At 31.2% G+C, this 22495-nt stretch carries 24 protein-coding genes, 1 tRNA gene and 1 pseudogene; all 26 read right to left on the bottom strand.

Annotation, left to right across the window (positions count from 1 at the left end):
• Positions 1-47 precede the first annotated feature (47 nt).
• Positions 48-335: a helix-turn-helix domain-containing protein gene (locus ACULEU_RS10050; protein ID WP_445452454.1), complete on the bottom strand. Its 288-nt coding sequence runs from the start codon at positions 333-335 to the stop codon at positions 48-50.
• Between the two features lie 113 nt (positions 336-448).
• Entirely contained in the window at positions 449-1297 is an 849-nt protein-coding gene (locus tag ACULEU_RS10045; RefSeq protein WP_445452453.1) for an RteC domain-containing protein, read from the bottom strand.
• A 92-nt stretch (positions 1298-1389) separates the two neighbouring features.
• A pseudogene (locus tag ACULEU_RS10040) lies at positions 1390-1771 on the bottom strand (transposase); the annotation flags it as partial.
• A gap of 406 nt (positions 1772-2177) precedes the next feature.
• Positions 2178-2696 (bottom strand): hypothetical protein, encoded by a 519-nt coding sequence (locus ACULEU_RS10035; RefSeq protein WP_445452452.1) that lies wholly within the window; start codon positions 2694-2696, stop codon positions 2178-2180.
• Positions 2697-2813: 117 nt separating this feature from the next.
• Positions 2814-3383, bottom strand: coding sequence for a Crp/Fnr family transcriptional regulator (locus ACULEU_RS10030; RefSeq protein ID WP_445452451.1), 570 nt, complete (start codon positions 3381-3383; stop codon positions 2814-2816).
• 314 nt (positions 3384-3697) lie between these two features.
• The gene (locus ACULEU_RS10025; RefSeq protein ID WP_445454846.1) at positions 3698-3775 is read right to left on the bottom strand and encodes a hypothetical protein; all 78 of its coding nucleotides are present in this window, start codon (positions 3773-3775) and stop codon (positions 3698-3700) included.
• A gap of 462 nt (positions 3776-4237) precedes the next feature.
• Positions 4238-4648, bottom strand: a complete 411-nt coding sequence (locus ACULEU_RS10020; RefSeq protein ID WP_445452450.1) for a DUF6157 family protein — start codon at positions 4646-4648, stop codon at positions 4238-4240.
• Positions 4649-4947: 299 nt separating this feature from the next.
• Positions 4948-5727, bottom strand: a complete 780-nt coding sequence (locus ACULEU_RS10015) for an MBL fold metallo-hydrolase (protein ID WP_445452449.1) — start codon at positions 5725-5727, stop codon at positions 4948-4950.
• On the bottom strand, positions 5720-7177 hold the full coding sequence (locus tag ACULEU_RS10010) for a T9SS type A sorting domain-containing protein (RefSeq protein ID WP_445452448.1): 1458 nt from the start codon (positions 7175-7177) through the stop codon (positions 5720-5722). Before ACULEU_RS10010 ends, ACULEU_RS10015 begins: the two co-directional genes overlap by 8 nt.
• Positions 7178-7232: 55 nt before the next feature.
• Entirely contained in the window at positions 7233-7604 is a 372-nt protein-coding gene (locus ACULEU_RS10005; protein WP_445452447.1) for a nuclear transport factor 2 family protein, read from the bottom strand.
• Positions 7605-7624: 20 nt separating this feature from the next.
• Positions 7625-7984: a SnoaL-like domain-containing protein gene (locus ACULEU_RS10000; RefSeq protein WP_445452446.1), complete on the bottom strand. Its 360-nt coding sequence runs from the start codon at positions 7982-7984 to the stop codon at positions 7625-7627.
• A complete protein-coding gene (locus tag ACULEU_RS09995) occupies positions 7984-8871 on the bottom strand; it encodes an alpha/beta fold hydrolase (RefSeq protein ID WP_445452445.1) in 888 nt (295 codons plus the stop codon). Before ACULEU_RS09995 ends, ACULEU_RS10000 begins: the two co-directional genes overlap by 1 nt.
• Before the next feature lie 63 nt (positions 8872-8934).
• Positions 8935-10119 (bottom strand): S41 family peptidase, encoded by a 1185-nt coding sequence (locus ACULEU_RS09990; RefSeq protein WP_445452444.1) that lies wholly within the window; start codon positions 10117-10119, stop codon positions 8935-8937.
• 213 nt (positions 10120-10332) lie between these two features.
• Positions 10333-10734 carry a hypothetical protein gene (locus ACULEU_RS09985; protein ID WP_445452443.1) on the bottom strand — a complete coding sequence of 134 codons (402 nt, stop codon included), beginning with the start codon at positions 10732-10734 and terminating at the stop codon, positions 10333-10335.
• 66 nt (positions 10735-10800) lie between these two features.
• Entirely contained in the window at positions 10801-11481 is a 681-nt protein-coding gene (locus ACULEU_RS09980; RefSeq protein ID WP_445452442.1) for an aspartate/glutamate racemase family protein, read from the bottom strand.
• Between the two features lie 50 nt (positions 11482-11531).
• Positions 11532-12014, bottom strand: a complete 483-nt coding sequence (locus tag ACULEU_RS09975) for an acyl-CoA thioesterase (protein WP_445452441.1) — start codon at positions 12012-12014, stop codon at positions 11532-11534.
• A 214-nt stretch (positions 12015-12228) separates the two neighbouring features.
• Complete coding sequence (locus ACULEU_RS09970) at positions 12229-12684, bottom strand: DoxX family protein (RefSeq protein ID WP_445452440.1); 456 nt, start codon at positions 12682-12684, stop codon at positions 12229-12231.
• Between the two features lie 12 nt (positions 12685-12696).
• Positions 12697-13248: a flavodoxin family protein gene (locus tag ACULEU_RS09965; protein ID WP_445452439.1), complete on the bottom strand. Its 552-nt coding sequence runs from the start codon at positions 13246-13248 to the stop codon at positions 12697-12699.
• A gap of 69 nt (positions 13249-13317) precedes the next feature.
• Positions 13318-13899 carry a Crp/Fnr family transcriptional regulator gene (locus tag ACULEU_RS09960; RefSeq protein ID WP_445452438.1) on the bottom strand — a complete coding sequence of 194 codons (582 nt, stop codon included), beginning with the start codon at positions 13897-13899 and terminating at the stop codon, positions 13318-13320.
• A 19-nt stretch (positions 13900-13918) separates the two neighbouring features.
• The gene (locus tag ACULEU_RS09955; protein WP_445452437.1) at positions 13919-14881 is read right to left on the bottom strand and encodes an aminotransferase class I/II-fold pyridoxal phosphate-dependent enzyme; all 963 of its coding nucleotides are present in this window, start codon (positions 14879-14881) and stop codon (positions 13919-13921) included.
• A gap of 228 nt (positions 14882-15109) precedes the next feature.
• Positions 15110-15490, bottom strand: coding sequence for a GlcG/HbpS family heme-binding protein (locus ACULEU_RS09950; protein ID WP_445452436.1), 381 nt, complete (start codon positions 15488-15490; stop codon positions 15110-15112).
• 78 nt (positions 15491-15568) lie between these two features.
• Positions 15569-17761, bottom strand: a complete 2193-nt coding sequence (locus ACULEU_RS09945; protein ID WP_445452435.1) for a DUF5916 domain-containing protein — start codon at positions 17759-17761, stop codon at positions 15569-15571.
• 107 nt (positions 17762-17868) lie between these two features.
• Positions 17869-18975 (bottom strand): helix-turn-helix domain-containing protein, encoded by a 1107-nt coding sequence (locus tag ACULEU_RS09940; protein WP_445452434.1) that lies wholly within the window; start codon positions 18973-18975, stop codon positions 17869-17871.
• Positions 18976-19116: 141 nt separating this feature from the next.
• Complete coding sequence (locus tag ACULEU_RS09935) at positions 19117-20364, bottom strand: site-specific integrase (RefSeq protein WP_445452433.1); 1248 nt, start codon at positions 20362-20364, stop codon at positions 19117-19119.
• A 273-nt stretch (positions 20365-20637) separates the two neighbouring features.
• Positions 20638-20722: transfer RNA gene (locus tag ACULEU_RS09930), tRNA-Ser, on the bottom strand.
• A gap of 172 nt (positions 20723-20894) precedes the next feature.
• Complete coding sequence (gene ribB, locus ACULEU_RS09925; protein ID WP_445452432.1) at positions 20895-22019, bottom strand: 3,4-dihydroxy-2-butanone-4-phosphate synthase; 1125 nt, start codon at positions 22017-22019, stop codon at positions 20895-20897.
• Positions 22020-22495 lie beyond the last annotated feature (476 nt).

The raw sequence follows: 22495 nt of genomic DNA, 5'->3' as shown, positions 1-22495 counted from the left end.
GAATAATGAGATACCTCGACTGCGCTCGGTATGACAAAAACGGCATTTTACTTGAAGAGAGTGGGTAAAGTGTTTACTTTGTTTCCGTTTAGGAGCTTTTCGATGTCTGTGTTTTCGTAATACATTATTCCGCCAACTTTGGTGTAGGTGAGTGTGCCGTTGATGCGCAGATTTTGTAAAGTACCTGGAGAGATGTTTAACAGTTTTCTGACTTCGTGAGATTTAAGCCACTGTTTTGTTTGTTGTGGTTTGGATTGAATGATTTCTTTTAAATCGTTCAAAAGAAGACTTCTGAATTCGTTTAAGTCTTCGCGTGTAATAACTTCGATAGCCATAACGTATGTTTTAGATTGTTATGGTACAAAATTGTCGGTTTTGATTGGTTTTAAATCACAAGTCAATCACAAGTTGTGATAGATTTTTATGTAAAGTATTGTACTTAATGGTGTTACAGCATGTCGTCTGTATTTTCCATTCGTTTTACTAATTTATCTTTTAGTGTATTGAGAAATTTAGTTTTGTCTGACTTTCGCATTCTAATCTCAAGGAAAGCCCTGTGGTACTGCCCTAAGTCGATATCAAACACTGCTTCTAAATACTCTGCGATATCCTTTAAATCGGATGCTCCATTGTTGAACACACCTTCGGTATGAAGTGCATATAAAAGCTCTATTAATGCGACTTTAGAGCCTGTCCAAATTTGCTTCACCTTGGGTTGGACTTGTGATTTTTCTTTTGGGTCTTTATTATCCATAATTAATAATTTATCTTCTAGATAAACTTGGATTAAATCGTGCGCCAAAATCTTCGCCACTTTAAAATCATGCGAGGTAGAAAAAGTATGATCTGCTTCAAAGTAAAAACTATCTAAAGCTAATTTTACATCGAACTTGCCTCGTACAAAATATTTATGATCTAAATAGCTGCTTCCAGTTCTGTAATATCTGTAGAAGTCTAAATTGCTATCAAAGTATCGTTTAAGTTTATCTAGTTCGTTATTAAGGTATTTTTTAAGAATTCGTTCTCCTCCATGCGGCTTTTTCGTTTCAATCTTGAATATTGCATTATAATAAATTAGTTTAGAAGTAAATTTGGGTTTTACAATTTTGAAGAAATCAATTTCTTGCTCGTGTGATTTGTTTTTTTCTTTTTCGAATAATACTTTTAATTTTTGAAGTGATTTTAAAATTATATCAATAGCGCTTTCGCAACGTTTTATTGGGTCATCAATTTCTAAATCAGTAAAATTTAGTTGCTCGTTGAGTTCTGAAAGTAGTAGGTTTATTTTTGGGTTCAAGCCTTAATCTTTGAATTAAATTCTCCTTATGAATTATTAATATATGCGAGTAAGATATAAAACTACTAAAAAAGGATAAGCTGTTTTAGTATCTAAAAATTGTTTTTTTGACAGATCTTTTTCTCTACTAAATCACAGGCAATTAAAGCTGAAAATATGTTGTTAAAGTAATTTAATTGAGATCGACTTCTGGAGCATTCTAATTGAAAAATATTTTTAATAGGTCATATATTGCTACAACAATTGCCTCTTTTCTCAAATAAAAAGTATCTTGAATGGGAGTAACTAATTTCGTTTTCATATTTTATCATAACTTAGTTACTAGATGAATTTCGTGTAAAAAAGTGGCTGGGAAAGTTCTTTAGATAAATAGCCTTTATCGCCAAATAGTTTTCCATTTAGCTTATTGATAAACCCTCTCATTTTTAATGGATTTGTATCGTGAACATTAACCTGAGTAAGCATAAAATTTAAGTTTTCAAGACATTAATTATAGGTTGCCTTGGAAATGATTTTGCTAATTAGCATTACCTCATCACTAGAAATACTGATTCCATTTAGTAATTTTAGCGTTTCCTTGAGCACCTTTCCCAGCAACATTTGTATGTAAAAAAAAACAAGATAGTTCGCATAATAAACCTATCAAAAGCAATAGTCATAATTTTAAAATTAACATTATTCCACTGATATAGACTTGTTTTACTGCATTGTTTAAGTTTTACATGCAATCCTTATGTGTTTTTTTGTTTACTAACTGAAGACAACTAATTGAAAATATTTGTCTTTCTTTTTTTGTCATCACTATTATATTCTACCTTTTTTACTTTTAATTATTTTAAATGATATTCAAAATGTATTATAGTACGAAGGTAAAGATGATTTACTTTTTTATTGTAATTGAAGTATCACCGTCAATATCTATAAATTCGGTTAAAGGTGCATCGGATGACATATCTACTGCGAATTTCCACTCATCTTGACCGTTATTATTTTTAGATTTTATAAATACGTTTACCATTTTTCCGCAATTTTTTTCAATTTTTGATCCTTTTCGCGTTGCATAAAAATAACCTACGTCTACCACAAGTCCTTCAGAAATATATCGTTTTTCAACTTGAAATCTTGTGTCTATTTTGTCTCCTTTTTCGGCTACTTCTTTAAACCAATCTATAATACCTGGTGTCCATTCGGCCTTTCCATTTCCGATTTTTCCGTTAAATGCTAAAAATTTCGAATCATCTGTATAAATCGATGCCATTTTTTCGATATTCATTTCTTTTAAAGATGTTCGTAAAGTTTCATACAAGGCGTCAATTTTATTATTAACAGCCTCGTTTTGGGCATTCATTTGATATTGAATTGAAATTGCTAGAAATAAAATTAATTTTAATTTTTTCATAATTTTTTTTTTGATTTTTTTTTGATTTGTTTTTGTTTGATACTTGAAACGTTAAATTTATTATTTATATTGCCATGCAATAATATAACGTTTTTTGATTTTAAAAATTGATTGAAATCAATATTTTTTCAATCTGCTTAAAGTTTCTGGTGTCATTCGCAGATATGCTGCTATATATTTATGAGGAATTTTTTGAAAAACAGTTTTATTTCTGTTTAACAACATTTCGTATCTTTTTTTTGGTGAATTGTTCAAAATATCAACTTCTCTTTCTACTAAATTCAATATAATTAATTCAATTCTAGACCTCCAAAATCTTGATAAAGTCAAGTTATTCTCTATTGCGTGATAAAAATCTGTTTTACTTATACCCCAGAGCTTACTGGTCTTTATTGCTTGAATATAAAAATTAGAAGGCTTGGACGTAAAAAATGAAGTTAAGTCAAAAACAAAAGTGCCTTCATAGCTAAAAGCAACTATTATTTCCTGATCTTTATCTTCGTGCCCAATTTTTAAAGCACCAGACTCAACGATATAAATAGTATCATCTATATTTCGCTTTGGGTATAAATAATCATTTCTTTTAATTGTTTTATTAATGGTCCATAAGGAAGCAAATTCTGTTAATTCAGATTCTATTAATTCAGGAATCATTATTTCTAAAATATCTTTTAATTTAGAGTTCATAATTTTAATACTTTAACTTGAATGTTTAGAGTTAACAAAAGTTCAAAAGAACTTTATATTTTTTTCAAATGAATCAACCGTTAAATGCGATTTAAAATCGTCAATATCGTCAATATTTGCAGGTTTAAAAGCGTCATCTAAACTTCATCTTCAGTAACAGGTCTATGTTCAATACACAAAGGGACAACGATTATTTAACCTATGTTGACTTCAACAACTTTGTCTCTAATTACATCCGCAAATCACCTTTGATAAAAAAGTTCGTTTTAGTTTTTATGATCGTGTAGACAAATTCTCCTGTTAGTTTAGAAATTTTAACTTGTCGTCCATTTAATTATTTCCACTCCATGAGGTTTCTTAGTTTCTATTTTAAATATTACATAGTAATAAATTAATTTAGAAGTAAATTTTGGTTTTATTATATTTAAAAATCTATTTCATGCTCATATGATTTTATTCTTTTCCAGATTGTTACAAATTGTCCTGTTTTTTGTAGGTGTAGTTTTTGTAACAAGATTTTGAATAATCTTTCCGTTAAGTTTAAAAGAGCAAGCTCGATATCCTCTGGTTTCTATGTTCTTTTTCAAGTTTGCAAGTCAAAACCACATTTGTCATAAACTAATCCTTTCACAACTTTCAGATCGTTATAAATTGAGTTTAATGTTGTAAATGTATTTTCAGCTTTCATATTTATTGTCTATATCTGTTTGATTTTTTTCGATTAATAGAATTAGCACAAAAATCAATTAAGTTACTTTGGCAATTCAATCAAAGTACTGTATCCAAAGACTAAACCAAGTGGTGATTCGATTTGGACGCAATTAAGTAATGTATTTTAATTATAATAGACAATGTTATCTACTCGATTTCATTGCTTTTACTTTCTTTATAGTATCATTAATTAAAAATGCCTGATACTCATTTGTTTCCATTCCAAAAAGAGCTACTTTCCCATTCTGGTCGCTGTGAATACCAAAACCATACATTTTTGTTAGTGGTGAAGCCCGAAAACAAGGCTGCCCTTTAGAAAAAAAATGTTTTCTTGCTTGTTCATACTCTGATTCAATCAAATCGTTCCTTTCAGCAAAAATTTGAAAAAAAATATCGTCTGAAGTAAATCTGTAAGGATTGTTTGCTACGAGTTTATACTGCATTTGTGCAACTGTCTCTTTTTCTTTTATTGGCGGTATTGTCGCACAATTAACTTTTGTATCTTCTGCTACTTCAATAAAGGTATCAAAGTAGTTTGTTGAATGTTCTTTCATATTTACAGTCATTTTTTGTTGTGATTATTGTATTTGAAATCCACTTCATGCAATTACTTTCATAGAATCGCCAAATAATTTCCACACTCTAAAAATCTAAATTTCCCATCAACAATTTGACCTGTATATTTTGCCTTTAGATGAAGCGTTACTGAGACAATTGATATGCCTTCAATAGACTAATAATTTGGTCAGTTGCCAATATTTCGGAAACTTTAATAATTCAAGATTGATAATTTTTAATGTCTTCTAACTAATTTGTTTGTTCTAATTGTAATTATTGACTTATATGTCATAATCTAGGCTTTATAAAGTTCAAATTCCTCAATGTCATGGTATCCAAAAATTTCAATTTCTGGATGGTCTTTCGCTAGTTGACGAATTTTATCAACTGTAGCTATTCTTAAAGCGTTGTCATCTGCACGTATTTTTGCTAATTCGTTTACAGGATGTAGTTGATCTGTAAACTCTATTCTCATGTAGTAAGCGTCAGCAACGTAAAACAACCATCTGTTTTTGGTTTTTATTGCAACGCCACAATGCCCTAATGTGTGACCAAATAGCGGTATTAGAAAAACCTCTGTTTGTATATCAGCAATTATTTTCCTAGCTTCAAATCCGAACCAGCGAAAGTCAGATTTTGAATAAGTTCTAATTTCAGGATTATGTGCTAAAGAAAGTTTTAAATATCTTGGATTATTAGAATTAAAATTATTGAGTTCTTCTATGCTTGTATGGACAGTTGCGCTAGGAAAATCGGCTAAACCTCCAATATGGTCATTGTCTAAATGAGAAATAATGCAGTCTGTAACATTGTTAGGATTTAAACCTAAACTTTCAATTTGTCTAATAGCAGTTTGGCTTTCGTCAAAACGATAACCAACTATTTCAATGAGGTCTTTCCCAATTCTTTCAAAAGGATTTAATGTATCAAGAAGCCCAATACCTGTGTCTATTAAGATAAGTTTTTGATTTTCCTCTAGTAATAAACAGTGCCCGCAAACATTTTCATTGATTGGTGAAACAATTTTAACGCAATTTAAATGATGAATTTTTAACATATTTGTTTTCTTACTCAACAATTAGTTTTTTTATTAGCTTATTATTATTGATACCTTTTAATTCAACAAAATAGATTCCTTTAGACAAACTGTTTATATTGTTAGTGTTAGTTTCATTTATTTCATACGTTTCTATTAGTTGACCTGTAATTGAATATATGGTTACTACTTTAAATTTTAAATCATTGTTGCCGTCTATATAAAAAATGTTCTTAGCGGGATTTGGGTATAGTTTTATTCGTTCTTCATTCAAATCATTAGTTCCTAATACTGAATTCACATTAAAAACTTTCACTTGACCAGAGTAAACATCATTGTTTACGGTTTTGTAAATTGCCGAAATGGCGAGAATATTATTGTTTGAAAGAGCAAAAGAAGAGCCTAAGAATGAAATAATTTCAGAACCTGTAAATTCATTACCAACTTGAGACCAACTTGAATTCTGATACCTATAAATTGTTGCTTTTCCCGTTTGCTGGTTGAAACCCGGAGAACCAACGCATAAAGTCAAACCATCAGCAGAGAGTTTAACTGTATAACCGGTAAATTCATCCTCAGCGCCTGAACCAATAATATCATTACCTTGTTGAGACCAGTTATTAGCAACAAATTTGTAAACTTGTACCTTTCCGGAATTCAAATTATTTAAATCACTTCCTGCAATTCCTATGGCTAAAGTTGACCCATCGCTGTTTAATGATACACTTTTACGTACGTCGTCTTCAGAAAGCACGCCATCTATTGAAGCTCCTTTTTGAGACCAGTTTCCACTATTAAAAGAATATATTTTTACTTTACCAATCCTATCAGGCATTTGAGTAATATTAAAATCTGTAATGGCTATTGTACTTCCATCAGAAGACAAATCTAAGTTATAACCAAAAAAAGTATCATCAGTAGCACCAATAATGTCATTTCCAAGTGAAGTCCATAAACCACTTTGAAGGGTAAAAACTTTAACTAAACCACCACCATTAATTCCGATAGCTAATCTACTTGCATCCGCAGATAATGCAACAGCAGTTCCTAAATATTGGTCATTTAAACCAATAATAGGATTCCCATATTGCTCCCAAATCCCATTATTAAATTGGTAAACTTTTACTTGACCTTTATTTTCACCCGGAATATTTTGATAATATTGAGGACTAGAAATTGCCAAAACAGTTCCGTTATTTGAGAGAGCAATACTAGACCCTGAATATTCCAAATCAGATAATCCTTCAATGGGATTTCCATAAAGATTCCATAATCCATTACTGTATTGATATACTTTTACAACACCCTTTTTATTTCCATTTCCGTTGTACTCAGGGGCACTAATCGCCAAAATTGTACCATCCCCAGAAATAGCTGTTGCAGTGCCGAAATAAATGCCGGGAGCATCACCATTTAAGTCATTTCCTAATTGGATTTGTGCGTTAATAATGTTAGTTAACAAGATTGCTAATAAATAAATCTTTTTCATTATTTTTTTAAATTACAAATTTTAAATAGTTATTATTTCGTTGCCTAAATGCTGATTAATATAATTGATGACAACTCCCTCCGATAACTTTGAGAGACTCATTATGAAATTTCCAAACTCTCATATAGCGAAATTCATCGTCAACTTCATTTCCCAACAGATTTCCTGTAATTTTAGCCATAGATATTACAATAGCTGTATCATCAAAAAGCTGAATCTTTTCAATTCTTGATTCTAAATTTTCAAATTGCATTAGTCCGTTTTTATAGGCAGATAAATCCATCTCTTTATTTACCATTTGACCATTTGGGATATTGAATACTAAATCATTATGTAGCATTACCTCAAGAATCCTCACATTAGAGGTTTTGATAGCCTCTAATAATTTATGTTCCATTTCAGAAACTAATTCTTTGTTTATTTTCATTTCACATCAGAATTTTATGGTTAGTAAAAAAATTGCTCTTTTATTATTTTGTTGTTTTCAACTTCATAAATAATAATTTCATCTACAATCACTTGTCTTCCAGTGGTTAGTATAACATCTACATACATTTTGATACTAAAATAACGTTCGGTGCAAGTCGGTTCAGAAACTTTAATACTATTCCATTTAAAAATATTATTGAGGAATGCTGTCTCTTTCTCTTGCATTGCCTGAAGTCCAAAAACAGAATTTCTACCCGAATTTTCAGGCTCTATGCTTTGAGCATTATCACTAAATAACTCTGACTGCGCTTGTAAAAACAACTTGTTTCTCGTTAGTTCTACCAAACGATTAGCTATATTTTTAATATTGGTATTCATTATAGAAATGTTAAAATTGCTTCTGCAAAATACATAGGCGCTTCTTGAGGCAAATTATGCCCAACCCCTTTGATAATTCTTCTTTGGTAACCGTTTACAAAAAAAGCTTCATCCTTGCCCGTTCCTGAAATTGGCTCAACACCATCTGCTTCAGCATCTAATATAACAGAAGGTACTTTTATTGTCGGTTGCAGTTCTAAAGTTTTTTCGATTGCGTCAAATTTTGGGTCGCCAATCGCTAATCCATAACGATGTCTGTAAGAATGTATTACTATGTTAACAAAGTCAGGATTATCAAATGATAATGCTGAGGCATGAAATGTTTCATCATCAAATTTCCATGTAGGCGACCAGTTATACCATAATAATCTGCAAAGTTCTTTTCGATACTTTGTTAAACCTAAGCGACCTCTTTCACTATGAAAGTAAAATTGATACCAATTGAGCATTTCAATTTCGGGGTAATCGGGTTCAGTATATTTTGGGATGTTTTGAATATTGTAACCAGCCATTGACACAAGTCCAATAATGCGCTCAGGAAAAAGTGCGGAAACAATGCAACAGGCTCGACCGCCCCAGTCATAACCGCCTACAATTGCTTTTTGTATAGATAGTGCATTCATTAGTGCTATCAAATCGTAAGCTAGTGCAGCTTGCTGACCACTACGAATAGTGTTGTCAGATAAAAATTTTGTCGGACCATAACCTCGTAAGTAGGGAACAATTATTCTACAGTTTTTAGCTAATAAGTAATTTAGTACTTCATCATAAGCTCTAATGTCGTATGGAAATCCGTGCATCAATATAATCGGTGTACCATCAGTATTACCGCTTTCCTCGTAAGCAATGCAAAGGTCTCCTGCGTTTATGTATTTTAATAAGCCCATATAATTTTTTTTAGAACACAATAAGATGTCAAAGATTAATACTTGATTTATTTACTATTATCGTCAATCTATTTTATTCATTTCTTTTATTGTTTCATCGATATTTTGAGTTGGTATTTTAGGCTTAAAATTCTCTCTAGGCATCCCGTTAATGTGGTAAAGTCTTTCTGTGGGAATTTGAAAACCAATTTTCGTTTCGGTCATAGTAAATCCTTCAATGGCTCCCAACAGCTTTGCCATTTCTGTTCCAATAACTTTTGCCCTTTCAAGTCCATCAAAACCTATCGCAATGCCTTCTCCCATACTTCCTGTCCAATGTCCAACTATGACAAATAAATTACCCTTAAATTCCGCTTTTCTTGGAATAACATATTCAACCCATTTTCTTTGTGTTTGAAATTCTTTCTCATCAGCTTCATGTAGCTGATAAGGCATAGTTTTGCTAATAAATCTCCCCATAATACATCTTGCAATTGTTGTATTTCCGCCACTTGGTGTTTCCGTTAAGTCAATTATGATATTCTTATAATTAATAAATTCATCTACTGCATTATCAAATTCTGCAATTACTTTCAAATCACCAATAGAATTGTTGAATTTAATGTATGCTGTGGTCTTATTAAGAATTTTGGTTTCGATAAGCGACCTTTCTTCTTGGGGTTGTAGTTCGTCTGGAAAAAAATAAAACTGTTTTCCATTTCGGTTAATTGTAATTTTTCTCTTGACATTATGAGTTCCTGCAAATAACATATTCAAAGCATATTCATACATTTCTTTTGTATGACTTTCTGTATATTTTGGTAAAAATTTTTTGATTTGTTCAGGAATGGGTTCATTATTAAAAAAAGTAACTTCATCGCCAATTTTTATGCCTGATAAATCTGCTCCAAATCCTTTGCGTAAATCTTTAACAAAGAACCTGTCATTTTGTTTTTGCACAAACATATCTTGTCCACTAGGGATTATTTTGTTTGAAGAGTTTAAGTTTGTATTTAGTGAAATGTGTCCATTATGAAATTCATTTAGCATTGTTTCCATAAATCGAATGAAATCATTGTTGTTTGTAACTTGTTTTACAAGGGGAGTATATATTTCTCTGACTTTGTTCCAATCAATTTTTTGTTGATCAAAGTAGGCATAATTGTTATTTACATCAGTCCAAAATTCGTTAAAGTCCTTTTCATACTTGGTTTGTCCATACGAAAAACTAGCTAAAAAAATTAACTGTATGCTTAACAGTAGTTTCATAGAATTCATATTTCATTTTTGTTATTATTAGTTTTATGGTAAATTGCTGTTAACTGTCAATAGGATCTTCTTAATAAGTTTCTATAATCTTCGATTATATTAAGACTGAGTACTTAGTATAAGGTTCTCGATCTTAAGTCAGATTCTAGAATGTTTGTATAAGATTAAGTTTATATAGATAATTGTCATTTTCAAGTGGGTTAACTAGAAATTTTAATTGAAGTTGAAATCTACAATTTTGAAATTATTACCACTGCTTAAAGTATCTAAAAACTGACTATAACCAACATTTTTAATGGCATAATTAAATCCAACTTTTAAAAGAGAAGTGTCGTTATTTGGCACAACTTTATTTATAATTAATTTATTTACTTGGTAAGGTATATCCTTTATTTTGATCGCTTGCAAGGTAGAATCCCAAAGAATTTGATTATTGACTTTTTTAATAAATACAGAAAAAAATATGCTGTCATTATTATTACTATAATCATTAGTCGTGTACAAATGAAATTGAATTTTTCTTTCTATATTATTCGTTTCAGTTAAATCATTTTCGTTGTTACAAGAAAGCATAATGACACAAATTGTACTCATCGATAAAATAATTTTTTTCATAATAATTTGGGACTTATATAATCGATTGTTTTTGCCAGGTGTAATCGTTTCGTAGTTTATCTTATATTAAGACAGCATAAAATCAATTATTGCTTCTGAATGTATTTTTGTTGTGTCAAATACAGGAATTTCAAAATCGTCTTGGCTAACTAACATTGGAATTTCTGTACAGCCTAGTACAATACATTCTGCTCCTTTTTGCACTAAATTTTTTATAATTTCCTTATACTTCTCTTTTGTTTCAGGGTTTATAAAACCAATTCCTAATTCTTCTCTCAATGTGAATTGAATATAATCTCTCGTTTCTTGTTCATCAGGAACTAAAACTTCAAGTCCAAAAGTTTCTAATTTATTTCTGTAAAAATCCATTTCCATTGTAAACTTTGTGCCAAGAAGCCCAATTTTTTTAAATCCTTTTTGATTTATTTTCTTTGCTGTTTCGGCTACAATATGAATGATTGGCATATTTAATTCTTCTTGCAGTCTGTCGGCATAAAGGTGTGCAGTATTAGCACACAATGCAATTCCTTCTGCTCCACTTTTCTTCAAACTGTTACAGGCATTATGCAATAATTCATAAGAATTGTCCCAACTTTGAGTATATATATCACCAAAGTTTAAAGAGTAAATAATACATTCGGCGAAATTTAGTCCGCCCAATTTGATATTCACACCTTCGTTTATAAATTTGTAATAATCTAATGTGGAAGTCCAACTAATTCCACCTACTAATCCTATTTTTTTCATTTGTCTTTTTTTTATTGTTTTGAGTATCGTTTTACAATGATTGCTACTACTTATATGTTTGATTTAGAAGTTAGTATGGCAATTCTCGATTTCAAGTTTGATTGTTTATCAATACCTAAATTCTTAACTAAATTAGCCCACTGCATAAATTCTGGATGTTGCATCTCCTTTTTACCGGTTTTAATATTTATCGAAGTAAATTTAGTTCTCATTATCGCTTTTAGAGAATGCTTTTTTTCATCCATCATTACCATTTCAACTTCGATAAAATCTTCACCAAGATTAAATAGCGAAGATTGAATCAATACAATTTCATTGTACCGAGCTGGTTTCAAATAAGCTATTTCATGATGGCTAACTACCCAACCTAAATTTTTTGTATAGTAAGATTGCAAATCTAAATCATACTCATTTTTTAAATGATCTTCACGAGCATTTAAAAAGTAATCAATATATCGGGCATTATTCAAATGACCTAACAAATCACAATCAGTAAAGCGAATTTTATAAGTAGAATCAGGATTTTTATTCATGTATTGTTAGATTAGATTTGTGTAATGACAGGAATTTCCCGTGGTATTGTAATTTATTGATAGTTAAGACGCAATGTGGTATTTGAACTACTGAAACATTTTAAATTATAAACCAACATAATTTAACTCTTCCTAAAGAAAATTTATTTGCAGTTGTTTTTCTTATCGCTGAATAACATTTTTACGCACACGGAAAACCCATGTAATTTTAAATTTAATATTCCTCTTCTTTGTTACTCAGTATTGAATCAATTGAGTATTTGCCACTTCCGTTTAGTAATATTGCAATCGACAACCCAATGATTAACAAGTGATATTCATAACCTTCACCTTTTTGATTTCCGAACCAATTCATAAAAAAACCGTTATCAGAATGATATGTGAAGATAATACCTATGAACAGTATTATCATAAGCATTGACCAAATTCGACTTGCAAAGCCAAGGATTAGCGAAATAGCACCTAAAAATTCAATAACTAATACCATAAAGGCAATAATCCAAGGAAGTCCTACCGTTTCGGTAAAAAAGTTCATGCTTCCGGAAAAGCCATAACCTCCAAAGGAGCCTAACATTTTTTGAGCACCGTGAGGGAGTACTACTATTCCCAAAGTTAAACGAGTAAATAGTCCAGTCCAATCGTTATTGGTATAAAAGATTTGTTTTTTCATAAAGATTTTTTTTTAATTTTTAAATTGAATGGTTAATTCGGCAATACGCTTTCCAAATAGCAATGCTGTTTCTAAACCTTTTGGAGGATTTAATTCATTTATAGAATTGTCAGATAAAGTCATTAATCCCATATAACTTGCCAAAGGGTTAGGATGCTCAAAATCAATATTGTTTTTTAGGTTAGGCAAAATCCCTGTGGATATCCATATCATGCTATGCTGCGCCGCAAAAATCGAGAGTTGTTGCAAGGTATTTAACTTATCTCCGTTTAACGTGGAAGAGTTGGTAAATCCTGCTGCTAATTTGTCTTTCCATTTTTGTGAGTACCAAAAATCTCCTGTAGCTTCCATAAATTTTTTAAAATCAGCGGATATTGTACCAAAATAAGTAGGGCAACCAAAAACCAAAGTATCTGCCTGATGTAAAATATTAAAATCTACCTGTGCCTCAAGAATTGAAATCAATTTTACATCTTTGGTAATCATTAAAACTCCCTGATAAATATGTTCCGCTACAATTTTTGTGTGACCATAACCACTATGATAAATAATTGCAATTTTCATTTTTAAATATTTTTGTTATAGCAAAGCAAATAAAAAGTATATTAATAAAAATTCAACTACTTTAACAAATTAGTTATTAGACAATCTTCTTCTGAGCATACTTAAAAACACAGGAGTAATACCCAGATAGGCAGAAACTTGTTTTTGTGTAAGTCTCTGTTCTAACTTTGGATGTTTTTTTATAAAGTCTAAATATCGCTCTTCAGCAGTACAGGATAAATTTTGGGTAATTCTATTTTGTAGACTTATGAATGCGTTTTGTATAATGATTCTGAAAAAACGCTCAAATTTTGGCACTCTCTCGTATAGTTTATCAAGATTTTCTTTGCTGATTTGTATTATCTCAGTATCCTCTAATGCATCGATATAATAGGTTGCGGGTGTTTTAGTAAGAAAACTGTAAAAATCACATATCCACCAACCCTCTGTGCCAAACATAATGATATGCTCAACACCATCGGTGTCTATTGAATAAACACGTAGACATCCTTTGATAATAAAATTTTCTGTATCACATATTTCGCCAGGTTGCAGTAAGAATTCCTTTCGTTTCAATTGTTTTGGAACAAAAAGTGAAATGAAAAAATCAGTTTCAGTGCTGTCGAGTTTTATATGTTGATTAATGCTATTAAGGATTAAATCAGTATTCATTTTTTTAAGTTAATGTGTATTAATTTCTGAAATTTTTATTACATAATATTATTTCAGACAATTTCAAAAGTGCGATCTTAATATTTTCTATTTTTTTTTCAGTACCTAAAGCTACTCTGATATATTTTTCTCCTTCGTTTGTATCCCCGACATAAAAATCTTTTCCATTGGCAACTACAATATTTTCTTTTTCAAGTTCGGCAATCAATTTGTCGCTAATTATTCCTTCAGGAAGTTTAACCCAAAAGTGAAAGCTGGTAGAAAAAGTTTGAAAATTTAACTCTTCAAAAAAAGGCAAAACTTCTTTTTTTAATGCAATACAAGTCATTTGCTTTTCCAATATAATTTCACTCAAAAAAGAGTTTTCCATTACATGAGCAGCAGCATCTTTCAAAATAGAAGAATTACCGCTTGAGGTCAATCGGATACATTCTTTAATATCAAGTTCATAATCACTAGGCGCTATAATATAAGACATTTTTAGAAATGAATTAAAGGGTTTAGACAAGCTGAAAATATGTATGGTATTCTCAGGTAAAATATCTAAAAATCGTTTCGGTGGATTGGGATGTAAAAACCTGTAAGCATCATCTTCAATAATTAAAATATCATTTTTTTGAGCAAAATCGGCTATGCTTTTTCTTCTTTCATAGGGCATCACTACACATGTTGGGTTGTGTATGGTGGGCTGTAAATAAATTACTTTTGATTTTGTTTTAGCAAATGTTTTTTCTAAACCATTCAAGGTAAGTCCGCAATCATCAAATTCGCTCGCATGCAAAGTATAACCTTCCTTTAAAGCAATTGTTTTAAAAGCCGAATAAGTAAAGGGTTCGGTAATAATACTTTTATGGTTTTGTTTTAAAGTTTGAAGAATACAAGTAATGGAGTGATTTCCACTATTACTTTCAATGATTTTTATTTTTTCTTCATCGACTAGGCTTTCTAAATCAAGATATTTAGCAGCAATTTTAATATTCACATTTTTGGAGTAATATCCCGGAAGCGAAATAAGCTCCTTGAAAGTATTACTTTTTTTGGCCAAAAAATCATCAAATGCGACTACTTCAGTCGCTACGGTTGGATAATTATTTTTTAAATCAATCATTTTACTTTATTAATATTATGCAAATCAAACAATAGCAGTTCTACAAAAACTTAAACTAGTTTAATAAATCTTATTAACTGCTTTAAGTTAATCCAAATAAGTTTATTTTATAGTTAGCAGTCCTGCTTCAGCACATTTAACATCATCGGTTGAGGCTGAGCCTGATACTCCAATACTTCCAATTACATTACCATCTTTATCTTTTATTAAAATGCCTCCTGGTACTGTAGCTATATCAGGTGCATTCGGTACATTCCATTTTGATGTTTCTTCCGTCGTAAATTGATAAGTAGATGCTGAAATTCCTTTCCATTGCGCCACTTTAGCTGAACCTATTGTTGCTCCGTCCATTTTTGCAAAACAAACTAATTGTGCGTTTGTATCATAAATAGCAATGCACATGTTCATACTATTGCTTTTGGCGTATTCTAGACAACCATTCATAATTTCTTGAGCTGTTGAAAAATTGAGTACTGGCTTCAATTTTTGAGCGTTTAAATTATTAGTTATAAAATGTAAAGCGATAAAAAAAATAATTTTTTTCATAAAAATTAATTGAAGTTAAAAAGCAAAAGTGTGTTTGTATTTTGCTATAAAAAGCCAACTTTGTAGAGCTGGTAATGTTGGAACTTGTCTATAAACATCTGTATTATTAATGTTGGTCATTACTAAATATAGATCATTTCCTTCTTTTGTATTGTATCTTAAACGAATGTTCGTACCAATTTTTTTGCTTAAGTCGTCATATTGAGCCAATCCACTAATACTTAACTTTGTGTCAAAGTTTAATAATGTTGTAAATGAAGCTAAATGATTTTCGAATGATGGCAAACTTTGGTCAAAATTTACCCTGTCATATTTATAGTTCATTTGAAATTGAATAAATTTAGATTTATCAAAACGACCAAAAAAACCAAAAGAAGTTTTATAACCATTATAGAAAGTTCCTAAATCTATATAAGAATTAACATGAATAGATTTGGCAGTTGGAGAATATAAGAAAATATTAATGGCTTTGAAACTATAGTTCCCAATAGGAATTGAAACTCTATCTGAAAGAACCAATGGAGCTGATAGATTCTCTTCACGATAATAAGGTTTTATGTCTACACCTGCACCTATTTTCAATTCAAAATAGTATAACAATTCAGACCCCAAAGACTCTTTTTGATTTGTCAGAAAACCATCAATTTTATAAGAAGTCCATTGTAAAGTATGCTTAAATATAGATTTTGATTTTTTTTCAAAAAGCGCATATCCTATATTGGAATTGTATGATTTAATATTTCCTCTTTCTTCAAAACCTAAAACAGGATTGTATTTGTTCCCAATAATCGAATGACCAAATGAATAAAATAATCCAGCTTGACTAGGAAGTTCTATTTTTGCGTTAAAACGTAAATTTTCTGAACTGCTTAACGTATTGGATACTGTGTTTTCTATAGATTTTGCTGTAGCAATTTTAAAAAAACTTTTTAAAGGCAGTACAAATTGAGCATCAAGGCCATAGGTATAAAATTGATTGGATTGATCGCCAATTGAAGAAGTGAAAATTCCTCCAAAATAACTATTTGATTTACCAATTTGTTTCTTGAAACGTAGCAGCCCAATATTTTTTGAAGCATTATTAATTTTGTCTTCTGTTTGCATATTCAAGAATCCAATATCCCATTTTCCAATTCGACCAACCAATCTTGCACCTCCATAAATTCGTGTCAATTCACCATTATCTAAACCGATTCTTCGGCTATAAAAAACGTCGTTGTTATTGTCAAAAGTGAAAGAAAAATTGTTCGTTCGTTCTAAAAAAAATTCTCTTTTTTCTGGAAAGAAAAGTGAAGACCTAGATAAATTTACTTGAAAATTATCGGATTCTACTTGAGCAAAATCAGTATTTATTGTAGCATCAAGTGTCAACTCTGACGATAAACTATATTTGAAGTCAACACCAGCTTCAACAATTGATTTTGAAGCAGTATCAAACCCTGTATTTGTATTATTCAAAACTTTATCTCCACTCAAACCTCCTAAAGAATATGGTGTTACATACATAGGATTACTGTTTTTTATTCTTTTAAATTTAATTGGATAGCCTACAGAAATGTTGGCAAAACTATAGACCCCAAAGTCAGGTTTTGAGTCTGGAAAAACTGAAAACTCGTTTTTTGATGCAATTTTTCTCCAAACAATAAAGTTCATTAAAACTTCATCTTGATTTGTTTTGAACCTTAAACTAGACAAAGGGATTTTAAATTCTGCATACCATCCTTTATCATCATTAGATACTTTTACTTCCCAATAGGTATTCCAATTATCATTTACAGAAATACCTTTTGAATCAAATGTCAATGCTGCATCCCATCTCAAACCAGCAGGGGTTGTAGCAAATGCCTGTCCATTAGTTTTATCACTATAACCATCAAACGCGAACGCCATATAATCATTTGGACCACCTGCATCACGTTGTTTGGAAAAATCTTGAATCTCGGAAGTGTTTTTATGAAATAGTTTAGTTGCTACATAAATAAACTTGCTGTCATAAACCATTCTAACTTCAGTTATCTCTGAAGGTTTTGTACCATAATCCGGGCTTTGACGGGTTAAGGTAAAAGAACTTGCATTTAACCAAATGGGTTCATTAATTATACCATCAAAAATAATAGGCTCAGAAATCTTTGTAATCTCTATTGGCTTTTCTTGAGCTGTCAATCCAATTGAAAATAAAAGGCAAATAGTATAGGCTAATTTGTGCATTATTTTGTGCATTAAATTTTTAATGCAGCAATAGTAAGCCAGAATAAAAAAAAGATGGTTTTGAAATATCATTCAGAACCATCTTTTAACATAGTTTTTTTAAATGCTTACCCTGCATCATTCAAATAAAGGGTTTTCCTGTATTCTGTTGGCGTAACTCCTATTTGTTTTTTAAAGGTTGTATTAAATACAGATTTTGAATTAAAACCTGCTTCAAAATAAATTTGATTTATGGAATAATAATCGGTATCACTCATTAATCGGAGGCTCTCATTAATCCGATATGAGTTGACAAATTCTCTAAAATTCATTTTGCATTTCTCATTAATGACCATAGAAATATTAGTCCGGAGAATATTTAAGTTTTCAGACAATATTTCTAAAGAAAAGTTTTGGTCTAAATAAGGTTTGTCTTCATCCATGAAATTTTTTATCTTGGTAAAAATAACTTGTTTGCGTTCTTCGCTCAGTCTATTACCCGAATATTTAATAGTCAACTGTTTAATGGCAGTATCAACAAAACTGTTTTTGATTTCAGCAAGAAAAAGTGCTGATACCGAAATTAAAAAAATCAATTTATAACTAAAATATATAGGAACCTGTATAGCAAGATGGTCATGGAAATAAACAGCAAGAAAAAAATCTAATAAAAATAAAACTTTACAGAGTGTTATGGTTTTAAAAAGTAAAAATTTGAAATTCTTTCCAGCCATTTCAACTAAATTAATTTTATTAAAAAACTTTCTATAAAAGTAATAGGGATAAAATAATACCTGTGCTAACTGTATTGATATAAATAGGTAGCCAATAGGATTACTCCAAATATACCAATGGCATTTAGCTGCAATAATCGAATCGCTTCCGTTTACGCCAAAATAAATTATTGCAAATAAAAGAGAAGATATAGCAGGCAAAAAGTGTAACCATAAATGTTTGATTAATTTCTTTTCGACGTAAAGTGCCACGCAGGGAAGGATAAGAAGTTCAAAAGTTTCTTTCTGGTAGAATAGAAACCCTAAAGTTGATGCTATTTTACTTTTCAATTCTGGGAAATAAAAGATAGCTTCGATGCAATTTATTATCAAAAAAGAAATAAAAACAAAGGTCAAAAATTTCTTTTTAGACTTTTGGGTTACTGTAAAAATTGAATAAAATGAATACAGAGAACAAAAAAATACAATAGTAAACAGCAAGCAAAGTTTCAATGTAATCATAAGTAAGAAGTATTAATGACAAGACAAATTTAATTTATTTCATATTAATCTAAGAGTTGCTTTCAGTCAAATTTAACAGAGGTTAATTATTTCGGAACTTAAAACATAAAATTTACAGAATAAATGAACTAAATTAGTTACTCATGATCTTACTTCTACTTGAATAATTGTATCAGCTATTTTAAACTTGCTTCTCAAAACCATCATATCCTCACTTACTTTTCTATCCAAAACTTTAGCGTAATGTTGTGTAGTTCTTAAATTTTTATGTCCAAGCATTTTGCTAACACTTTCTATTGGTACTCCATTGGTAAGTGTTACTGTTGTTGCAAAAGTATGTCGGGCAATATGAAAGGTAAGTTCTTTTTCGATTTCACAAACTCCTGCTATTTCTTTTAAATACGCATTCATCTTTTGGTTCGATAAGATAGGTAGTAGTTTATCCACGTTATTACATTGTGGATGATTTTCGTATTTATCGATTATCATTTGAGTAACTGGAAGGATTGGAATTTTAGAAGCACTTTCAGTTTTTTGTCTGTGAGTAAATATCCATTTCTCGCCATCGATTCCGTAGCTTATGTGCGACTTTGTTAAGTTTTTAACATCAATGTAAGCCAAGCCAGTAAAGCAGCTAAAAAGGAAGATATCGCGAACTAATGATAATCGTTCTGTTTTGAAATCTTTTTCAATTATCGATTGGATTTCTGCTTCGGTGAGATAAACTCTCTCAACTTCTTTGACTTTTGATTTATAATTAGCAAATGGGTTTTTATCTAGCCAGTCATTGGCTAAACAAAGTTTTATTATTTTGTTGAAGTTCTTGATGTATTTTACTGCGGTATTATTTGCGCAGTTTCTAACGCTTCTTAACCAAAACTCGTAATCGGTTATAAAGGCATGATCTATCTTGGTAATATCAATATCGGAAATATTGTATTTCCATTGCATGAATTCAATTGTATGTTTGAGCGAAGTAGTGTAGCGTTCTAGTGTTCCTGGAGCGTATTCTTTGCCAACCAGTTCTTTGATTTTATTATTGTGGTCTTCGAAAATGGGAACAATCATTCTTTTACGCTCTTCGTTACCAAGCAGCTTATTTTTAAAGTTTTCAATTGATAAAACTTCGTTTCGGTGGAGTAGTTCCATTTGAGCATCTAAAACCTTCGATTTCATTAAATCAAGATAGCTGTTGATTGAACGAGCTTCTTCTGTTGCACCTTTCATTTTAGAGAGTTCATTTGACCATCTGGTTTTTTCTACAAATTTTTTTGTACTGAATTCAAGTCTTTTTCCATCAACTGTTAATCTAACATAAATTGGAAGTAATCCGTTTGCGTTGGCTTTTGTGCTCTTTGCATAAAAGTGAAGTGTGATTTTTGTTTTCATTGTGGTGACCGATTAATTATTACTCAAGTTAAATTTCAATATCAAAACAAACAAGATGTTTATTGATTGAACTTGTTGTTGAACAAGTCGTTGAACCTAATGTTTGTAATGGTTGAGGTAAATTAGCGAGACCCTAATTTGTCATTTTTTTAGGGTCTCGATTTTATCTCGATTGTAATAAGATTGAATGAATAATTTGGTATGTCTGGAAAAGCAAAAACCCCGTAAATCATAAGATTTACAGGGTTTTGATACCATTTAGGATTTTTTCAGCGGAGAAAGAGGGATTCGAACCCCCGGACCTGTTACAGTCAACAGTTTTCAAGACTGCCGCAATCGACCACTCTGCCATTTCTCCAATAAGTCGGGCACCAATTTCTTAATGCGGTTGCAAATATAACAACCTTTTTGGTTTTGCAAAAAGATTTTACCTAAAATATCTACCTTTTTTTTCGCCAAGAGGCTATATCTTTCAATACCTGATAATTACTATTCCCAAATCCTAAATCCTAATTCGTAAATCTAAAATCCTAATATGGTACATACTCCATAATCTCCAAACCATACCCAATCATTCCCACACGTTTGGTTTGTGTAGTATTTGAAATAAGGCGTAATCTAGAAATATCGATGTCGTGTAATATTTGAGCACCAATCCCGAAGTCTTTGGTATCCATCTTGATTTGAGGTACTTTAGTAATCCCTTCAGCCTGTAGTTGCTTTAGCTCGGTAAGTCTGTTCAACAAATCGGAAGAATCTACTTCCTGATTGATAAACAAGATAGCACCTTTTTCTTCCTGTATAATGCGATTGAAAACATCTTCCAGTTTCTTATCCATAGCCATCGCTAGGGTATTTAGGATATCGTTGTTGGCTTGCGTCGAATTAATTCGGGTAAGTATCGTATCGCCTAAATTCCAACTTCCTTTAGTTAAGGCTAAATGCACTTGCTTGTTGGTGGTTTGTTGGTACGCTCGTAAACGAAATTTCCCAAAACGGGTTTCCATTTCAAAATCATCTTTTTTGACAATCAGACTGTCGTGCTGCATACGGTAAGCCACTAAATCTTCGATAGAAACGATTTTTAAATCAAACTTTTTGGCGACTTCAATTAGTTCTGGCAAACGAGCCATAGAACCATCCTCGTTCATGATTTCTACAATCACTCCCGCAGGCTTAAATCCGGCCAATCGCGCAAAATCTATCGCCGCTTCGGTATGACCCGTTCTACGCAAGACACCGCCTTGTTTGGCTATCAACGGAAAGATATGTCCAGGACGCGCTAATTCATAAGGTTTAGTATCTTCATCAATTAACGCTAAGATAGTTTTTGCTCTATCGGAAGCGGATATTCCTGTGGTGACCCCATGACCTTTTAAATCCACAGAAACTGTAAAAGCAGTTTCCATGTGATCAGTATTGTTTTTAACCATAGCGTGCAACTCCAATTCGGCACAACGCTTTTCAGTTAATGGAGCGCAAATTAGACCTTTACCGTGCGTAGCCATAAAGTTAATCATCTCCGGAGTAACCTTTTCGGCTGCAGCCAAAAAATCACCTTCATTTTCACGGTCTTCATCATCTACGACAATGATAATTTTGCCTTGTCGAATGTCTTCGATGGCTTCTTCTATAGTGTTAAGTTGTGTTTTCATCTTTGAGACTTAGTTTGATAAAGCTTTAAGTTCTTTTAAATAAAAGCTGTTATAGAAATAAAATAGTGGATAAAAAGGAAAAGCGCCTAGTAACACAATCACTGTTTTTAAATCAGGTGCCGTGTTCATTTGGTTTCCGATGGTATGTAGACTTTTTTGAGCTTTGTAAAGCATAAAATAGAAGCCTACTTCTAATATAGCAACGGCAATTATGAGTAGCGTTCCTTCTAAAAATCCGCCCAGTACTACTATAATCAGTCCTAAATACGCTAGCAGCGCCAACAAACTAAACTGAGAATATGCTTTACGAAGGTCTTTGGTAGCTTCAAATGGTAAGGCCTGACGTTCTATTTTTGGTTGGGAAATGGTGTTGCTCTTGGTAATATCTTGTGGCTCGATTTGAATAGCTTCGTTTAAACGGAAATCAGCGTCTGTAGTGATGGCTTCTGCAACCAATTCGGTGGTGTCTTTAGTGG

Source organism: Flavobacterium sp. 25HG05S-40, from assembly GCF_052654735.1.
Note: the sequence above shows the minus strand (reverse complement) of the source record. Positions and strands in the feature narration are given on the sequence as shown.